The sequence below is a fragment of the Synechococcus sp. MW101C3 genome (genome assembly GCF_002252635.1).
Classification (GTDB): domain Bacteria; phylum Cyanobacteriota; class Cyanobacteriia; order PCC-6307; family Cyanobiaceae; genus MW101C3.
Genome location: NZ_NQKX01000001.1, coordinates 303,078 through 318,782 on the forward strand (window position 1 = coordinate 303,078; position 15,705 = coordinate 318,782).

Genomic DNA, 15,705 nt, shown 5'->3' on the forward strand with positions numbered 1-15,705 from the left:
CAGGCTCCTCGTGGTGCGTCATGATCCCTGCCCCTCGACGTCGCCGCCGCTCGGCTCCTTCCACCGCTTCCCGGCGGCCCTGGCGCACCCCCGTGCTGGCGCTGTCGCTGCTGATCAACCTCACGGCCGTCGGCTACAGGCTCACCGAAGGCTGGGACTGGGGTGATTGCTACTGGATGGTGGTGGTCACGCTCAGCACCATGGGCTGGAGCGACGGAACCACGCAGCCTCTCTCCACGGCGGGCCGCGTCGTCACCACCCTGGCGATCGTGGGCGGGCTGGTGGTGGTGCAGGTGACCATCCAGAGCCTGCTGGGGCTGAGCGAATCGGGCTACTTCCGCCGGCTGCGCGAACGACGTTTCAAGAACTGGCTGAGCATGATGGAAAACCATGTGATCCTTTGCGGCTACGGCCGTATCGGCCGCGAGATCGCCGATCAGCTCGTCTCCGAAGGCGTGCCGCTGGTGGTGGTGGAGATGGACACTGCCCAGAAGGAGGCCGCCGAGGAGCGGGGGCTGCCCGTGCTCCAGGCCGATGCCACCCTGGACGAAACCTTGGTGGAGGCCGGCATTCATCACTGCCGCAGCCTGGTGGCCGCCCTGCCGAACAACGCCGCCAATCTGTATGTGGTGCTCAGCGCCCGCGGCATCGCCCCCCGCTGCCGCCTGATCGCGCGCTCTGACAGCGAGGAAGCGGCCCGCAAGCTGCGGCTGGCCGGAGCGGATCAGGTGGTGAGTCCCTACGTGGCGGGCGGGCGCACGATGGCTGCCACCGCCCTGCGTCCGCTGGCGGTGGGCTTCATGGAGCTGCTGGCCGGCTCCGACTGCGAGGTGGAGGAGTTCCAGCTCACCGACGATCCCCAGCGCATGGTCTCCATCAACGGCCGCAGCCTGGCGGAACTGCAGCTGGGCCGCCAGACCGGCGTGCTGGTGCTCGCGATCCGTCAGCCGGCCCCTGCCGAGCCGGTGATCAGCTACTACCGCGGCGTGGCCTACCGGGAGGATCAGCCCCGCCTGATCGCCAACCCGGGCAGTGATCTGCGCCTGGCGCCAGGGCAGCTGCTGGTGGTGCTGGGCAGCAAGGAGCAGCTGGCCCGCTTCGGGAAGCTGCTGGGGCCGGCACTGGTGAGCATGGACGCCATGGAGCGGTAGGCCTGGCGAGGCGGCCGCATACGATCGCCGCCATCGCCAGCTTCCGATGCCCGTGTCCACCGCCGCTCCCCTGGCCGATCAGGTCGCCCTGGTGACCGGTGCCAGCCGTGGGATCGGCCGTGCCATCGCCCTGGAGCTGGCTGCGGCCGGCGCCGAGGTGGTGGTGAACTACGCCGCTTCGGCCACGGCCGCCGAGGCCGTGGTGGAAGCGATCACTGCCGCCGGTGGCCGGGCCTATGCCCTGGCGGCCGATGTGTCGGTGGAAGAGCAGGTGGACGCGCTGGTGAAAGCCGTGCTGGAACGCAGCGGCCGGCTGGATGTGCTGGTCAACAACGCTGGCATCACCCGCGATGGCCTGCTGCTGCGCATGAAGACCAGCGACTGGCAGAGCGTGATCGATCTGAACCTCACCGGCGTGTTCCTGTGCACCCGTGCCGTGAGCCGCTCCATGCTCAAGGCCCGCAGCGGCCGCATCATCAACATCACCTCGGTGGTGGGTCTGGTGGGCAATCCCGGCCAGGCCAACTACAGCGCCGCCAAGGCCGGCGTGATCGGCTTCACCCGCAGCACCGCAGCGGAGTTCGCCAGCCGGGGCATCACCGTCAACGCCGTCGCCCCCGGCTTCATCGCCACCGACATGACCAGCGAGCTCAACCAGGAGCCGATCCTGGCCGCCATCCCGCTCGGACGCATGGGCCAGCCGGAGGAGGTGGCCGGGGCTGTGCGTTTCCTTGCCGCCGATCCCGCCGCTGCCTACATCACCGGCCAGGTGCTGCAGGTGGATGGCGGCATGGTGATGGGCTGAGCGGGCCGGTGAGGTTTAGCTCTCGATCGGTTGCACGAGCTCATCGCGCAGCCGGCGGATGCGCTGCAGCAGGCGCAGCCGCCGGCTGCGGGCGGTGATGGTGAGAAACAGGCGGATCGGCACGTACACCAGGGCCATCAGCAGCCCCAGCCCGGCGATCAGCAGGAAGGCCATGGCGCTGGTGCCCGCCATGGTCGGGTCCGAGGTCACGTCGCTGAGCGCGTCAGCGAGGCTGGTGCTGAGGGAGTCCTCCATGCCCCGACCCTATCGGGGGTCAGCCGCCGTTGCCCGTGCCATGGGAATGTGCAAACGCATTCGGCTTTCCCCACCGCAGCCATCCCGCTGGCCACAGGGCGCTATGGGAATCTGAACGCACTTCCAGGGCTTGCCCCAGGCGCGCCTCTTTCCACGCCCATGGCCAAACTGATCAGCTTTTCGGATGCTTCCCGCACCTCCCTTGAAAAGGGTGTGAACGCCCTGGCCAATGCGGTGAAGGTCACCATCGGCCCCCGGGGGCGCAATGTGGTGCTCGAGAAGAAGTTCGGCGCCCCCGACATCGTCAATGACGGCGTGACGATCGCCAAGGAGATCGAGCTCGAGGACCCCTTCGAGAACATCGGCGCCAAGCTGATCCAGCAGGTGGCCAGCAAGACCAAGGACCAGGCCGGAGACGGCACCACCACCGCCACCGTTCTCGCCCAGGCGCTCGTTCATGACGGCCTGATGAACGTGGCTGCCGGTGCCAATCCCGTCGGCCTGCGCCGCGGGATGGAAAAAGCCCTGGCCCGGGTGGTGGAGGGCATCCAGACCCGCGCCATCCCGGTGGCCGGTGAAGCGATCCGTCAGGTGGCCACGGTGAGCTCCGGTGGCGATGAGGAAGTGGGCCGCATGGTGGCCGAAGCCATGCAGCTGGTCACCACCGATGGGGTGATCACAGTCGAGGAATCGCGCTCTCTGGCCACCGAACTGGAGGTCACCGAAGGGATGGCCTTTGATCGCGGCTATTCCTCTCCCTATTTCGTCACCGATGGTGAGCGCCAGGTGTGCGAATTCGAGAACGCCCTGCTGCTGGTCACCGACCGCAAAATCAGTGCGATCACCGATCTCGTGCCGGTGCTGGAGGCCGTCTCGCGCGCCGGCGCCCCGCTGGTGATCCTTGCGGAAGAGGTGGAAGGTGAAGCCCTGGCCACCCTCGTGGTCAACAAGACCCGCGGTGTGCTGCAGGTGGCGGCGGTGCGGGCCCCCTCCTTCGGCGATCGCCGCAAGGCCGCCCTGCAGGACATCGCCGTGCTCACCGGCGCCACGCTGATCAGCGAAGACCGCTCCATGTCGCTCGACAAGGCGACACTCGCCGATCTGGGCCGCGTGCGCCGGATCACGATCAGCAAGGACTCCACCACGATCGTGGGTACCGAAGATCACCGCGACGCCGTGGCTGAGCGGGTGGCCTCGATCCGCCGTGAACTGTCCGCTACCGACTCCGACTACGACCGCGAGAAGCTGAGCGAGCGCATCGCCAAGCTGGCCGGTGGCGTGGCGGTGATCAAGGTGGGGGCCCCCACCGAAACGGAGCTGCGCCACCGCAAGCTGCGCATCGAAGATGCCCTCAATGCCACCCGGGCGGCGGTGGAGGAGGGGATCGTGCCCGGCGGCGGCAGCACCTTGATGGAGCTGGCTGCTGAACTCGAAGGCTGGATCGCCGGGCTCCAGGGCGACGAGCGCACCGGCGCCGAGATCCTCTGCCGTGCCCTCTCTGCTCCCCTGCGTCAGATCGCCGCGAACGCCGGTGCCAACGGCGATGTGGTGGTGGCCGATGTGCTGCGGCTGGGCAAGGGCTACAACGCGCTCACCGGTGCCTACGAAGATCTGATGACGGCCGGTATCCTCGATGCCGCCAAGGTGGTGCGACTGGCCCTGCAGGATGCGGTGTCGATCGCTGCGCTGCTGATCACCATCGAAGTGGTCATCGCCGACAAGCCCGAACCTCCCGCCCCTGCCGGTGGTGGCGGTATGGAGGGAATGGGCGGCATGGGAGGAATGGGTGGCATGGGCGGCATGGGCATGCCCGGCATGATGTGAGCCCTGCTCCCTGAGAGCTCAGCAGCAGCTCAGCCGTTCAGCGGCTCAGCTGCTGCACGTAGGCGGCCACCTGAAGATCCACCCCGGTGATGGCGGTCCCCACCACCACCGCGTCGGCTCCCTGCTGAAGCGCCCGCTGCGCCTGCTCCGCACTGGCGATGCCGCCTTCACAGATCAGCGTGGTGGTGGCCGGCAGGGCAGCGCGCAGCGGCCCCAGCAGATCCCAGGCCGGCGGCTGCAGCCCTGCCGTGCTCTCCGTGTAGCCGTACAGGGTGGTACCAACCCAGCGGCAGCCGAGGGCCGCGGCCTGCACCCCGTTGGCCACGCTGTCCACATCGGCCATCAGCGGTGCGCCAAGCTCCGTCGTGGCCCGCTCGATCAGCTCGGCCAGTGGCTGTCCGCCCGGCCGTTGCCGCTCGGTGGCATCGATTGCCACCACATCGGCTCCTGCTGCCCACACCGCCAGCAGTTCTTCCCAGCCGGGCGTGATGTACACCGGGCTGCCTGGGAAGCTGCGCTTCCACAACCCCACGATCAGCGCCTGCGGGCAGCGGCGCCGCACGGCACCGATGTGCTCGGGGCTTTCCAGGCGCACGCCGATGGCCCCGTTGGCCAGGCTGGCCTCCGCCATGGCGGCGATCACCTGCGGATCCCGCAGCGGCGAGCCTTCAGGCGCCTGCACCGAAACGATCAACCCACCCTGCACGGCCGCCCTCTCCAGCCGCTCCGCAGGTGTGACGCCGGTGATGGCACAAGGGGCCCCGAGGGGCGTAGAGGCAGGGGGCATGGTGGGAGCTGAAAAGGGGCAAGGGGCCGGTGGCCGCAGCCGAGACTGACGGCCGCGTCAGCTGCTGCGGGTGTCCTCTGAGGAGGAGTCATCCGGCAGCCAGGAGCGCAGCGAGGCCAGACCGGGATGGGAAGGAGCGGGGGCCGGCCGGCCGGCGACGGCAGCCGCAGCCCGCTCGCGCAGGGGCGGGGTGCGGCCCTGGGGCGTGAGCTCCGGGGCGATCTCCGTGGCGCTGCGGCGGGCTGGGCCGGCAGGGCGGTCCGGTTCCAGCGGCGGACGTTGTCCTGTTGGCGAGGTGCTGGCGGGAGCGGAGCCACGGGCCTGGCCGCTGCCCCGGGGTTGGAACGTGTCGCCGAACTGAGCAGGGCCGCGGGCCGCAGAAGTGGTGCTGGTTGAAGCGTTGTCGCTGGCGGAAACTGTCTCGCTGCCTGAATCCGTGTTGCGGTCGCTGTCCATGGTCTGGAAAGTGCTCACCACTTCTTCCACGCAGACGCGGACCAGGTGTTTCACCCGGGCCAGTGGGCGCTGCCAGATCGGAGCCTGCTCGGGTTCGGGGGCTTCCGGCTGTGTGGGGCTGGATTCGGCGGGGAGCGAGGCCACCAGCGCGACAGGCGCCTCAGCACCTTCAGGTTCAGCAGCAGGAGCAACCTCGTGGAGGTCAGCAGCGGGAGCAACGGCCACTGGGTCAGCCGCTGGAACGGCAGCAGTGGCTTCGCCCGACGGGGGCCCGACGGGTTGTGGGGCCGTCACCACAGACTCGGCTCCGAAGCTGAACACCCCTGCCGCCGCAGGCCGAGCCGGAATGAAGGGAGGAACGGCCGTCCCTGGATCGGGGGAGAACTCCGGGACAGGACGTGGCCACTGGGCTAAGCCATCGAGGGCCTGATCCCCCGGGACTGGAGCAGAGGCAGAGAGTGTCTCTGCGCCAGGGTCATCGGTCACGGGCGCGGCGGTGGAAACGCTCGGAGGCGTTTCGTTTGCGGGAGCAACGGATTCGATGAAACCGTCTTGGCCCACCAGCTCCCTGGCAGCAAGCTGATTGCTGAGCAGGCCTTCGTTGATGGAGCTCTCGGTGGGCGGGATGTCCGTGAGATGGCTCTCAGCGCCCAGCACCGCACCAGCTCCGATCGCAGAGGGCTCGTCGTTGGAGGTCAGATCGTCCGCAGGCGGTTTGGTGCGTGAGGCCGGGTGCTCCGCTGGGTTCTCAACCAGGGGGATTGAAACGGCGGGAGCTTCAAGCCAGGGATCAAAGGCGAGTGGTTGGCCCAGGAATTCAATCGGTGCCTGAGCAGGCACGCCGGGCTGAGCATCTGGCTCTGCGGAGGCGGCACCTTCGCCGGCGATCCCGGTATCACCGCCATCGCTGCTTGCCGGGCTGATCTGAGCCTCCACGCCCGCATTCACGTCAAGGTTGGGAACCGGCTCCGTGCTTGTACTCCCCTCGCAGGGGACGGCGGGCTCAAGGCCAGCAACATCCGCAAAGCTGAGCACCAGCTCTGTCGAAGGTTCCTCAACCTCCTGCGGCTCCGCCTCCAGGGTGATCTCCGCAAAGGAAAATCCCGGCGCCACCTGCACCGATGCAACGCTAGGTGTTGCTACTGCTGCAGACGTCGAATCGGCTGTGGAGGCCGAATCCACCGCTGAGGCCACCACTGGAGCTGCCTCCTCGGAAGCCACTGCCCCTGCAGCCGGCGCAGAAGCAAAGGCACCAGCAGCAGGAACGGCCGTGGCATGCAGGTGGTCGTGCCACCAACCTTTCAGTGAGGCATCGCCGGCAGTGAGCTCCTGCATCAGTGGCGAGAGAGCCTCGACGCCATGGCGGTGCACCCAGCGCAGCGACAGCCAGGCCACTGCTCCCTCATCCCTGCGGTCGAGGGCACCCTTCAGCACCAGGCGCTCGGAGAGCCGTTTCTGCTGGGGTCGGGGCAGCACGGGCGCAGGCAGGGAAGGGGACGGGGTCACAGCGGGGCTCAGCTGAGTTTGCGATCCAGCAGCGGCCGGATCAGAAGGAACAATCCGATTGCCAGCAGAGCCAGCACGCCCAGACAGGTGGCACCGGTGAGCTCCCCGTAAGGAGCGATCAGCACCACGTCGCCGAGGGAGGGGTGGCCGGCATAGGCCGCACGAATGGGTTCAATCGCGAAGGTAAGGGGATTCAGGGCGGCAAGCCAGCCCAGCCAGGTGGGCATGAAGGAAATCGGGGCCAGGGCCGTGCTGGCGAACAGCAGGGGCAGGTTGGCCACGAAGATCACCGCGATCAGCTCGATGTGGCCGGGCAGCGCGAAAGCCAGCCCCAGACTCATGGCCGTGACGGCGAACACCAGCAGCACCAGGGTGACCAGCACCAGCGCCAGCCCGGCGGTGCCGGGCCAGCCATAACCGAGCAAGGCTGCGGTGCCCATGATCGCCAGGCTCTGAACCAGGCTCAGGCTGGTGATGTAGAGCACCGAGGCCAGCACGATCGAGCTACGGGAGCGCAGCGGTGCCACCAGCAGCCGGTTGAGGAAGCCGAATTCCCGATCGAACATCACCGGCAGGCCGGCATTGAGAGCGGCGCTGAACGCCGTGAACACGATCACCCCCGCACCGAGAAAGCGTCCGTAGCTCATGCCATCGGGCAGCAGACCTTCCGGCGCCTTGGCGAAGAGGGCCCCAAACAGCACCAGCCAGATGAGCGGCTGCAGCACGCCGGCCACCAGCGTGGTGGGCCGTCGGGCCAGTTGGAGGAACAGCCTGCGGGTGAGCGCCAGGGTTTCCTGCGTCACGTCGGCCAGGGCGGAACGGTTGGCCGCCGGTAGGGCCGGAAGGGGCGGCTGGGTGGGGAGGGTGGAGGCGCTGGTCATGGCCGAAGGGTGTCGGAGGGTGGGACGAGGGGGTGGCGGGTCAGCGCATGGCCTGTTTGCGCTCGGCTTTGGCATCCCGGCTGCCGGCAACCGCCAGCTCTGCGTCCATCAGGGTGCGGCCGGTGGCCTGCAGATACACATCATCAAGACTGGCCTGGCTCTGGGCCAGCGAGAAGACGGGCAGTTCGGCGGCCTCCAGCTGGCGGCGCAACTGCTCGATCACGGCCTGGTGTTCCACCACCAGGTTCAGCGAGTGGCCCTGGGCCCGGTTCACCACCACCTGCCGCACGCCGGGACAGGTCTGAAGCAGCTCACTGACGTGGCCGGCTTCATTCTCGTCGCTGAATTCACGCACGCGCAGGGTGACCCGGTCGCCGCCCAGGGCCTCCTTGAGCGAGCTGGGGCTGCCTTCGGCGATCACGCGGCCGCCGTCGATGATGGCGAGACGATCGGCGAGCGCATCCACTTCCTCCAGGTAGTGGCTGCTCAGCAGCACGGTGGTGCCGGCCTGACGCAGCTCACGCAGCACCTGCCAGATGGCAGCGCGGCTTTCGATGTCAAGGCCCACCGTGGGTTCGTCGAGCACGAGCAGCTCGGGGCTGTGCAGCAGGCCGCAGGCCAGATCGAGGCGTCGACGCATCCCGCCGGAGTAGGAGCCGCAGCGCCGGTCGATCCAGTCGCCCATGCCCATGCGCTCCACCAGTTCCTCGATGCGAGGAGCGAGCAGGCGGGCGGGCTGGTGGTAAAGCGCCCCCTGCAGCTGGAGCAGCTCCCGGCCGGTGAGGATCTTGTCGATCGCCACCTCCTGGGCCACGTAGCCCAGCAGTTCCCGCACCTGGCGCGGTTCCTTGAGCGCGTCGTGGCCCGCCACGATCACCCTGCCGCTGTCGGGGGCCAGCAGGGTGCACAGAATGCGCAGGGCGGTGGTCTTGCCGGCTCCGTTCGGACCCAGCAAGCCGTAGAGGCACCCCCGCGGCACACTCAGATCGAGCGACTGGAGGGCCTCCACCGGGCCATAGCGTTTGGTGAGTTGCTGCAGCTCAATCACCGCGTCTGGCACCGCTGAGCAGGCTTGCGCCCGTTGGAAAGGAGAACCAATCTAGAAAGGAGCCCCATCAAGCGGCTCTGGCGAGGATCAGCGGCTGCCTACAACATTCAGGAGCGGAAAGCCGCTCAGCTGCGGAAATCCCAGGGGTGCGAACCCGCTCAGGCCGTTGAACACAGGCAGCCCGTCAATACCGGTCGCCCAGCCGATCAGGTCACCGGCCTGATGAGAGAAGGCAGCCGCAGCCGGTAGCCGGCAGATCAGCAGCAGCAGGCAGATCCCGAACAAGTAAAGGATCGACCAACGGAACAGGCCCTTGGCCCGCACGGGGTCGTCGGGTGAGGCTGCCAGGGACCGGCCCATCTGCAACAGGCGGCTGTTGAAGGGCAGCAGCAGCAGGCCATAGAGCAGCCCTCCACTGGGCAGGGCCACGATGCCGAGGGCACTCACCAGCACCGTGGCGCGGGCGTAGTGCACGATCGCTTCAGCGGTGACCTGGGAGCCCTTGACCACCGGCAGCATCGGGATGCCCACCGAGCGGTAGTCCTCGCGCAGCAGCAGGGCCAGGGCCCAGAAATGCGCGGGGGTCCAGAGCATCACCAGGCTGAACAGCCACCAGCTGCTCAGGCCCAGATGGCCGGTGGCGGCCGCGGCGCCCACCAGGGGAGGGATGGCCCCAGCCACGCCGCCGATCACGATGTTCTGGGAGGTGCGCGGCTTGAGCAGGGCGGTATAGAGCAGCACATAGCTGCAGAGACCCAGCAGGGAGAGCCCGGCGGCCAGGCAGTTCACGCCGCTCACCAGCAGGGCGGCCGCCACGCACGTGAGCGAGACAGCCACCGAGAAGGCAGTGGCGGGAGAGAGGCGGCCGGAGGGCAGGGCCCGGCCGCTGGTCCGGACCATGCGGCCATCGAGGTCCTGCTCCCAGAGGCAATTGAGAACGCCGGCAGCGGCAGCGGCCAGGGCACCACCTCCCAGCGTGCAGGCCAGGCGCGGGGCCGGCAGCGGCCAACCTTCCGACAGGGCCATGCCGCCGAGGGTTGTGGCCAGCAGCAGCGGGATCAGCCGCGGCTTGGCGATCTCCAGCCAGGCCGGCAGTTTGACCTTGGCGCGGGAGGGAACGGCCTCGCTGCGGGGGAGCGTGGGGGAGGCGCCGCTCCCTGCGGTGGCGCTAACCATGACAACTCTCCAGGGTGGAAGAACGAAGCGGTTGGACCGCCGCAGGCTGGGCTGGGGCCAGGCTCCAGTTGCGCACCGCCAGGGCAGTGAGCAGACCCAGCAGCAGGGCGGCCGTGATCTGGTGCCCGACCGTGATGAGCGGGACGGCCAGCGACAGACGCAGGGTGAGCACCCCGAGCATCACCTGCACAACGACAAGCAGAACCCCACCGAGGGCAAAGGGCCAGCTGCGCCGGCGGGTGGCAGGCGTGAGCAGGGTGACGCTGCAGCAAAGCACCACCACCAGTGCCACCGGCGCCGCCAGCTGGCGGTGGGTGGCCAGGAGGCTGCAGGCTTCGCCGCTGCTGAGGCAACGGCCTGAGGCCCACTGGGTGGCCATGAGCGCTCCGGAAATCGCCTGAGCAAACACCGCGAGAGCGGCCATCGCCGTGGCCGCACCTGCAGCGCGGACGAAGAGGAGAGCAGGAGGGGTGACGGCTGTGCCGACCGTGGTGGTGTTGGCCCCCGGGAAGGAGGGCTGGGGGATCAGGCCCTGGTGGACGCCGCTGAGCAGGGCCACCAGCACCAGGGCGGTGCCGAGATGGGCCGTCACCACATCGAATCGAAGCAACTGGGTGACGGTGAGGGCGCCCAGCAGGCCCTGAACGGCAACCAGCAGCAGCGCGGCGCCGCTGGCCCAGGGAAGCCACACCGGCAGCGCCAGGCGCCGCAACACGCTCCAGCCGGCGAGCACCAGCAGAGCCATCCCCACCAGAAAGGCATCAAGGCGGTGAAACCACTCCAGAAACACCTGGAGGTTCATGCGTCCGCCCGGCAGAAAGCTGCCATAACAAAGTGGCCAGTCAGGGCAGGCCAAACCGGCCTCCATCACCCTGGTGGCGCCTCCGATCGCCACCAGGGCCACCAGGGCTACGACCAGGTGAGAAGTGAGAAAGAGCAAACTTCGCCTCATGGCGATCAAGTTAGCCATCACTTCTGAAGCTTCGAGACCCGGTGTGGTGGAGTCGCAACAGTGGGGGTCTGTGTTGAATTCCTGACGCCTCATTGCGTTTGTTTCGCTGTTCTCACGTTGGCCAAGCGCCCCTGTGGCGGCTCCCCATAGGGTGGTGAAAGCCTGGCTTGCTCCGTGCCGATTCCTTCAACCATCGTCACCCTGGTGGTGGGGATGCTGCTTGTCCTCGTTGGCCTCTGGGTTGGTCAGAACGTCAACCTGCTGCCGGTTGCCGCCAGCTCCAACGCCCCCCTCTACGACCAGCTCTTCACCGTGCTGTTCGTGATTGGAACCATACTTTTCCTCGGTATTCTCGGGCTACTTCTGTATAGCTTGATTCGTTTTCGCCGCAAGGACGGCGATCTCGGCGATGGGGTCGCGGTGGAAGGAAATCTCCAGCTTGAGATCTTCTGGACGGCCGTTCCCGCCGTGGTGGTCCTGTTTGTGGGCATCTACAGCTACGACATCTATGACCGCATGGGCGGGATGATTCCTCTCAGCGACCCCCACGCCATGCACAGCGGCATGGCGATGCAAACCGCCTCGCCTGCCTCCAGCGATCCGATGCCACCGGGAATGGTGATGGCGGCGAACCTGCCTTCAGCGGCAGAAGGCGTGGAGGCTCGCACCTGGGGCGGCATCGGTGGTTCGCCCGGCAGCAGCAGCGGCGCCTTGCCCGTTGACGTCACCGCCCTTCAGTTCGCCTTTCTGTTCCACTATCCCCAGGGTGATTTCATCAGCGGCGAGCTGCATGTGAAAGAGGGGCAACAGGTGGAGTTACGCATGGAGGCCCGTGATGTGATCCATGCCTTCTGGGTGCCGGAATTCCGCCTCAAGCAGGACGTGATTCCAGGCCAACCCACGATCCTCACCTTCACGCCTACCCGCGCCGGCAGCTATCCGATCGTGTGCGCCGAGTTGTGCGGCCCTTATCACGGCGGCATGCGCTCCACCGTGGTGGTGCATGAGCCCGATGCCTTCGACGCCTGGCTGGATCAGAACCGTCCTGCCACCGTGGCCAGTGCCGTGCCGGGGCCATCAGCGACCGGTTGAGCGCTTGGCGCCACCCCGGTTCCGTCCCCACGCTTACGGCTCCTCCCTTTCCCTGCTGACGCTGACTCCCCCTTCTTTCTGGCTTCCCCCCAGCTCACCCGTCTTCCGCTTCCCCTCCACGCGCTCCCCCGTCCGATGACCCTGGCCCTGCCGCCCACCACCAGCTCAGCTCCGCCGAGCCTCCAGCCCGAGGGTTGGCTTCGGTATCTGAGTTTCAGCCTGGATCACAAGGTGATCGGTCTCCAGTACCTGGTCACAGGATTCCTCTTCTATTTCATCGGCGGCGCCCTGGCCGGCATGATCCGCATTGAGCTGGTCAGTCCGATGTCGGACTTTCTGCAGCGGGACACTTACAACGAGGTGCTCACCCTGCACGGCACGGTGATGATCTTCCTCTGGATCGTGCCTGTCGTGAACGGGGCCTTCGGCAACTACCTCATCCCCTTTTATGTGGGCGCCAGGGACATGGCCTTCCCTCGGCTCAACGCGGTGGCCTTCTGGTTGATCCCCCCCGCGGGCATCCTGCTGATCGCCAGCTACTTCATTGCCGGCGCCTCCCAATCAGGTTGGACGGCTTATCCACCCCTGAGCCTCACCACTCCGGCAGCCGGGCAGGTGGTGTGGATTCTGAGTGTGCTGTTGCTGGGGGGCAGCTCAATCTTCGGCGGCATCAACTTCATTGCCACCGTGCTGAAGATGCGCCGGCCAGGCCTGAAGATGATGCAGCTGCCGATGTACTGCTGGGCCATGCTCGGCACCAGCTTTCTGGTGGTGCTGGCCACGCCGGTGCTGGCAGGAACCTTGGTGCTCCTCAGCTTCGACATCCTCGCCCACACTGGCTTCTTCAATCCCGCCCTGGGCGGCAATGCGGTGGTGTACCAGCATCTCTTCTGGTTCTATTCACACCCGGCCGTTTACATCATGGTGCTGCCGGCTTTTGGCCTGGTCAGTGAGATTCTGCCGGTTCATGCCCGCAAGCCCCTGTTCGGCTACACCACCATGGTGTATTCGATCCTCGGCATCGTGTTTCTTGGACTGATCGTGTGGGCCCACCACATGTTCACCAGTGCAACACCGCCCTGGATGCGCCTGTTTTTCACGATCGCCACGGCCTTCATCGCCGTGCCCACCGGCATCAAGTTCTTCAACTGGCTGGCCACCCTCTGGGGCGGCAAGATCGCCCTCAACAGCGCCATGCTGTTCTCCTGTGCCTTCATCGTTCACTTCGTGTTCGGGGGCATCACCGGGGTGGCCCTGGCCCAGGTTCCCTTTGATATCCACGTCCACGACACCTACTTCGTGGTGGCCCACTTCCACTACATCGTCTATGGCGGCACAGTGTTTGTGGTGTTTGCCTCGCTCTACCACTGGTATCCGAAGTTCACCGGCCGCATGCTCAATGAAGATCTGGGCCGGCTGCACTTCCTGCTCACCTTCGTGGGCTTCAACCTCTGTTTTGCGCCTCAGCACTGGCTGGGCCTGAACGGCATGCCCCGCCGGGTCGCTGAATACGACCCCCAGTTCACCCTCGTGAACCAGATCAGCAGTGTGGGGGCTCTGCTGATGGCGATCAGCACCCTCCCCCTGCTGATCAACGTGATCTGGAGTGCCTTCCGGGGTCCTGTGGCCGGCGACAACCCCTGGAATGCACTCACCCCTGAGTGGCTGACCAGCTCGCCGCCGCCGGTGGAGAACTGGAAGGGCCCGGCCCCCCTTGTCACCCACCCCTACGGCTATGGCGTTCCCGAAGGGCAGATCGATCTGAAGGGAGCCTCCGGCAGGGAACTCTGGACCTCAGGCAGCTGATGGATGACCAGTTCACGCTTCTGCCGCACAGGACCGGCCCGCCATCCTCCGGCTCACGTTCATCCCGGTCACCGGTGGCTGTAGCCCTCACCGACCAGCTGCCTTTGATCCCCAGCCCGCCTCCGCTTCACTGATCTCCAGCTGCTCATCTCCGTTTTTCCCCTCCCATCCGTTCCGGCCACCGCCCCCACGCCTTTTCCCCGATGACCATCCTCTCCCCCAGCACCGATTCGCTGCCGGCCGTTGCTGGAGCTGCAGCACCGGTTCTTGAAGAGGGGCACGGCGATTACCGCATGTTCGGGCTGGCCACCTTCCTGCTGGCCGATGGCATGACCTTCGCCGGCTTCTTCGCCGCTTATCTCACCTTTCGGGCTGTCAATCCGCTGCCGCCCGGTGCGGTGTATGAGCTGGAGCTGATCCTGCCCACGATCAACACCGCCCTGCTGGTGCTGAGTAGCTTCACCTTCCACCGCGCGGCCTCCGAGCTGAAGCAGGAGCGCATGGGCCGCTGCCGCTGGTGGCTGCTGGTGACGGCGAGCCTGGGCTTCGCCTTTCTCGGCGGGCAGATGGTGGAGTATTTCTCCCTGCCTTTCGGTCTCACCGACAACCTCTACGCCAGCACCTTCTACGCGCTCACCGGGTTTCACGGCCTGCACGTGTGTCTGGGGGCCCTGATGATCATGATTGTTTGGTGGCAGGCGCGGCAGCCCGGCCGCTTCACCCCCAGCGAGCACTTCGGCCTGGCGGCTGCGGAGCTCTACTGGCATTTCGTCGACGTGATCTGGTTGATTCTCTTCGGAATTCTCTATCTGCTGTAATCGGCCCTTGCCGGATCACCAATCCAATCGGCAGAATTGTTGTCTGTCAGGCCCGTTCATCTTGAACTATCAAGTCACGCCGAGCCTCAGCTCCAACGGCAGACCCCCCATGCTGGTTGGCGATGCTCTGCTCGAGAAGGCCCGTTCGCTCAGCAGCCGCTCCGAAGACGAGATCGCCCGTGGCTGCGGCTATGTCTCCCCTGCCGGCCGTTTGCTGAAGAAGAGCTTCTACAAGGCCCTGGTGGATGCGAAGGGCTACAGAATTTCCAGTGATTCCGCTGCCCAGGCGGCCGCCAGAGGGCGACAGGCCGAGTTCCGCACCCGCGTGCATGGCAACGGCAACCTGCTGATCGGCAACGCCTACACCCGCCGCATGGGGCTCACCCCCGGGCAGGAATTCAGGATCCAGATCCATCAGGAAACCGGCTCCATCTGGCTGCTGCCACTGCAGGAGGAGGCCTCGGCCTGAGCCGCCCGCTTGGCTTCAGGATTCCTGACCGTCTGCAGGCCTGCCATCGGCAGGCTTTCCGTCTGCGGGATGGCCATCCGCAGGCTGGGCGTGAAAGCTGGTGCTGAAGCCGATCAGATCGATGCCGCTGAACAGGAAGCTCACTCCCACCAGCACACCGATCACCGACAGCTGATTCCAGAACTTCATCGTCAGGATCAGCACGCCGAGCAGCAGGGTGACGGCCCCATTGGCCAGGCCCCAACCCCAGCCGCGGGCAGCCCGGTGCGCCAGTGCCACCAGGATCGCCACCAGGCCTTCGATCACGAACACCACGCCGATCGCCAGCGCAAAGGCCGCCACCTGGGCGGCGGCACTGGGAAAACCGGCGCGGAACTGCAGGATCATCCAGGCGCCCGTCACCACGAACAGGGTGGACACCACCAGCCGCCAGAAGGTGTGCGAGCGGCTCAGGTGTGGCGACCGGGCCAGGTTGTCGATCCAGCTCACGATTCCCCCCACCAGGAAGGCCACCGCCACGATCGCGGTGACCCACAAGGAGGCCACCACTGGAAAGATCAGCGCCAGCACCCCCAGCACGATCATCAGCACCCCTTCCGCCAGCGTGAAGCTGCGCAGCGCGGCGATGCGGCGGGGGTCGAACCGGGGCGTCAGGCCCCCAGGCGCTTCAGCAGCGGCT

Annotated in this window: 15 protein-coding genes; 7 read left to right on the top strand and 8 right to left on the bottom strand. The window is 66.8% G+C overall.

The genetic code is table 11. From position 1 onward, the window contains the following. The first annotated feature begins 20 nt into the window (after positions 1–20). A complete protein-coding gene (locus CJZ80_RS01495; protein ID WP_094510298.1) occupies positions 21–1,151 on the top strand; it encodes a TrkA family potassium uptake protein in 1,131 nt (376 codons plus the stop codon). 46 nt (positions 1,152–1,197) lie between these two features. Then, the gene (fabG, locus tag CJZ80_RS01500; protein WP_198948193.1) at positions 1,198–1,956 is read left to right on the top strand and encodes a 3-oxoacyl-[acyl-carrier-protein] reductase; all 759 of its coding nucleotides are present in this window, start codon (positions 1,198–1,200) and stop codon (positions 1,954–1,956) included. A 15-nt stretch (positions 1,957–1,971) separates the two neighbouring features. Here fabG and CJZ80_RS01505 read toward each other — a convergent pair whose 3' ends face one another. Continuing rightward, complete coding sequence (locus tag CJZ80_RS01505; protein WP_144036866.1) at positions 1,972–2,211, bottom strand: hypothetical protein; 240 nt, start codon at positions 2,209–2,211, stop codon at positions 1,972–1,974. A gap of 159 nt (positions 2,212–2,370) precedes the next feature. Between CJZ80_RS01505 and groL the strand changes: the two genes are divergently transcribed. Then, a complete protein-coding gene (gene groL, locus CJZ80_RS01510) occupies positions 2,371–4,035 on the top strand; it encodes a chaperonin GroEL (protein ID WP_094510299.1) in 1,665 nt (554 codons plus the stop codon). Between the two features lie 37 nt (positions 4,036–4,072). Here groL and CJZ80_RS01515 read toward each other — a convergent pair whose 3' ends face one another. The 6 genes from CJZ80_RS01515 to CJZ80_RS01540 all read right to left on the bottom strand — a co-directional run bounded on the left by CJZ80_RS01515 (position 4,073) and on the right by CJZ80_RS01540 (position 10,829). Beyond that, positions 4,073–4,822: an N-acetylmannosamine-6-phosphate 2-epimerase gene (locus tag CJZ80_RS01515; RefSeq protein WP_094510300.1), complete on the bottom strand. Its 750-nt coding sequence runs from the start codon at positions 4,820–4,822 to the stop codon at positions 4,073–4,075. A gap of 57 nt (positions 4,823–4,879) precedes the next feature. After that, complete coding sequence (locus tag CJZ80_RS01520) at positions 4,880–6,784, bottom strand: hypothetical protein (protein WP_144036867.1); 1,905 nt, start codon at positions 6,782–6,784, stop codon at positions 4,880–4,882. 8 nt (positions 6,785–6,792) lie between these two features. Next, a complete protein-coding gene (locus CJZ80_RS01525; RefSeq protein WP_198948194.1) occupies positions 6,793–7,665 on the bottom strand; it encodes an ABC transporter permease in 873 nt (290 codons plus the stop codon). Between the two features lie 40 nt (positions 7,666–7,705). Further along, entirely contained in the window at positions 7,706–8,725 is a 1,020-nt protein-coding gene (locus CJZ80_RS01530) for an ABC transporter ATP-binding protein (protein WP_233132707.1), read from the bottom strand. A 75-nt stretch (positions 8,726–8,800) separates the two neighbouring features. Continuing rightward, positions 8,801–9,889 carry a heme o synthase gene (locus tag CJZ80_RS01535; RefSeq protein WP_094510302.1) on the bottom strand — a complete coding sequence of 363 codons (1,089 nt, stop codon included), beginning with the start codon at positions 9,887–9,889 and terminating at the stop codon, positions 8,801–8,803. After that, positions 9,882–10,829, bottom strand: coding sequence for a heme A synthase (locus CJZ80_RS01540; RefSeq protein ID WP_233132708.1), 948 nt, complete (start codon positions 10,827–10,829; stop codon positions 9,882–9,884). The genes CJZ80_RS01535 and CJZ80_RS01540 overlap by 8 nt, the downstream gene beginning before the upstream one ends. 186 nt (positions 10,830–11,015) lie before the next feature. Between CJZ80_RS01540 and CJZ80_RS01545 the strand changes: the two genes are divergently transcribed. The 4 genes from CJZ80_RS01545 to CJZ80_RS01560 all read left to right on the top strand — a co-directional run bounded on the left by CJZ80_RS01545 (position 11,016) and on the right by CJZ80_RS01560 (position 15,026). Beyond that, positions 11,016–11,933, top strand: coding sequence for a cytochrome c oxidase subunit II (locus tag CJZ80_RS01545; protein WP_094510304.1), 918 nt, complete (start codon positions 11,016–11,018; stop codon positions 11,931–11,933). A gap of 135 nt (positions 11,934–12,068) precedes the next feature. Further along, a complete protein-coding gene (gene ctaD / locus CJZ80_RS01550; protein ID WP_094510305.1) occupies positions 12,069–13,739 on the top strand; it encodes a cytochrome c oxidase subunit I in 1,671 nt (556 codons plus the stop codon). Between the two features lie 203 nt (positions 13,740–13,942). After that, a complete protein-coding gene (locus CJZ80_RS01555) occupies positions 13,943–14,557 on the top strand; it encodes a cytochrome c oxidase subunit 3 (RefSeq protein ID WP_094510306.1) in 615 nt (204 codons plus the stop codon). Positions 14,558–14,666: 109 nt separating this feature from the next. Continuing rightward, entirely contained in the window at positions 14,667–15,026 is a 360-nt protein-coding gene (locus CJZ80_RS01560; protein WP_094510307.1) for an AbrB family transcriptional regulator, read from the top strand. Between the two features lie 15 nt (positions 15,027–15,041). Here the strand turns inward: CJZ80_RS01560 and CJZ80_RS01565 are convergent, their stop codons facing one another. After that, positions 15,042–15,611 (bottom strand): HdeD family acid-resistance protein, encoded by a 570-nt coding sequence (locus CJZ80_RS01565; protein ID WP_233132737.1) that lies wholly within the window; start codon positions 15,609–15,611, stop codon positions 15,042–15,044. Positions 15,612–15,705 lie beyond the last annotated feature (94 nt).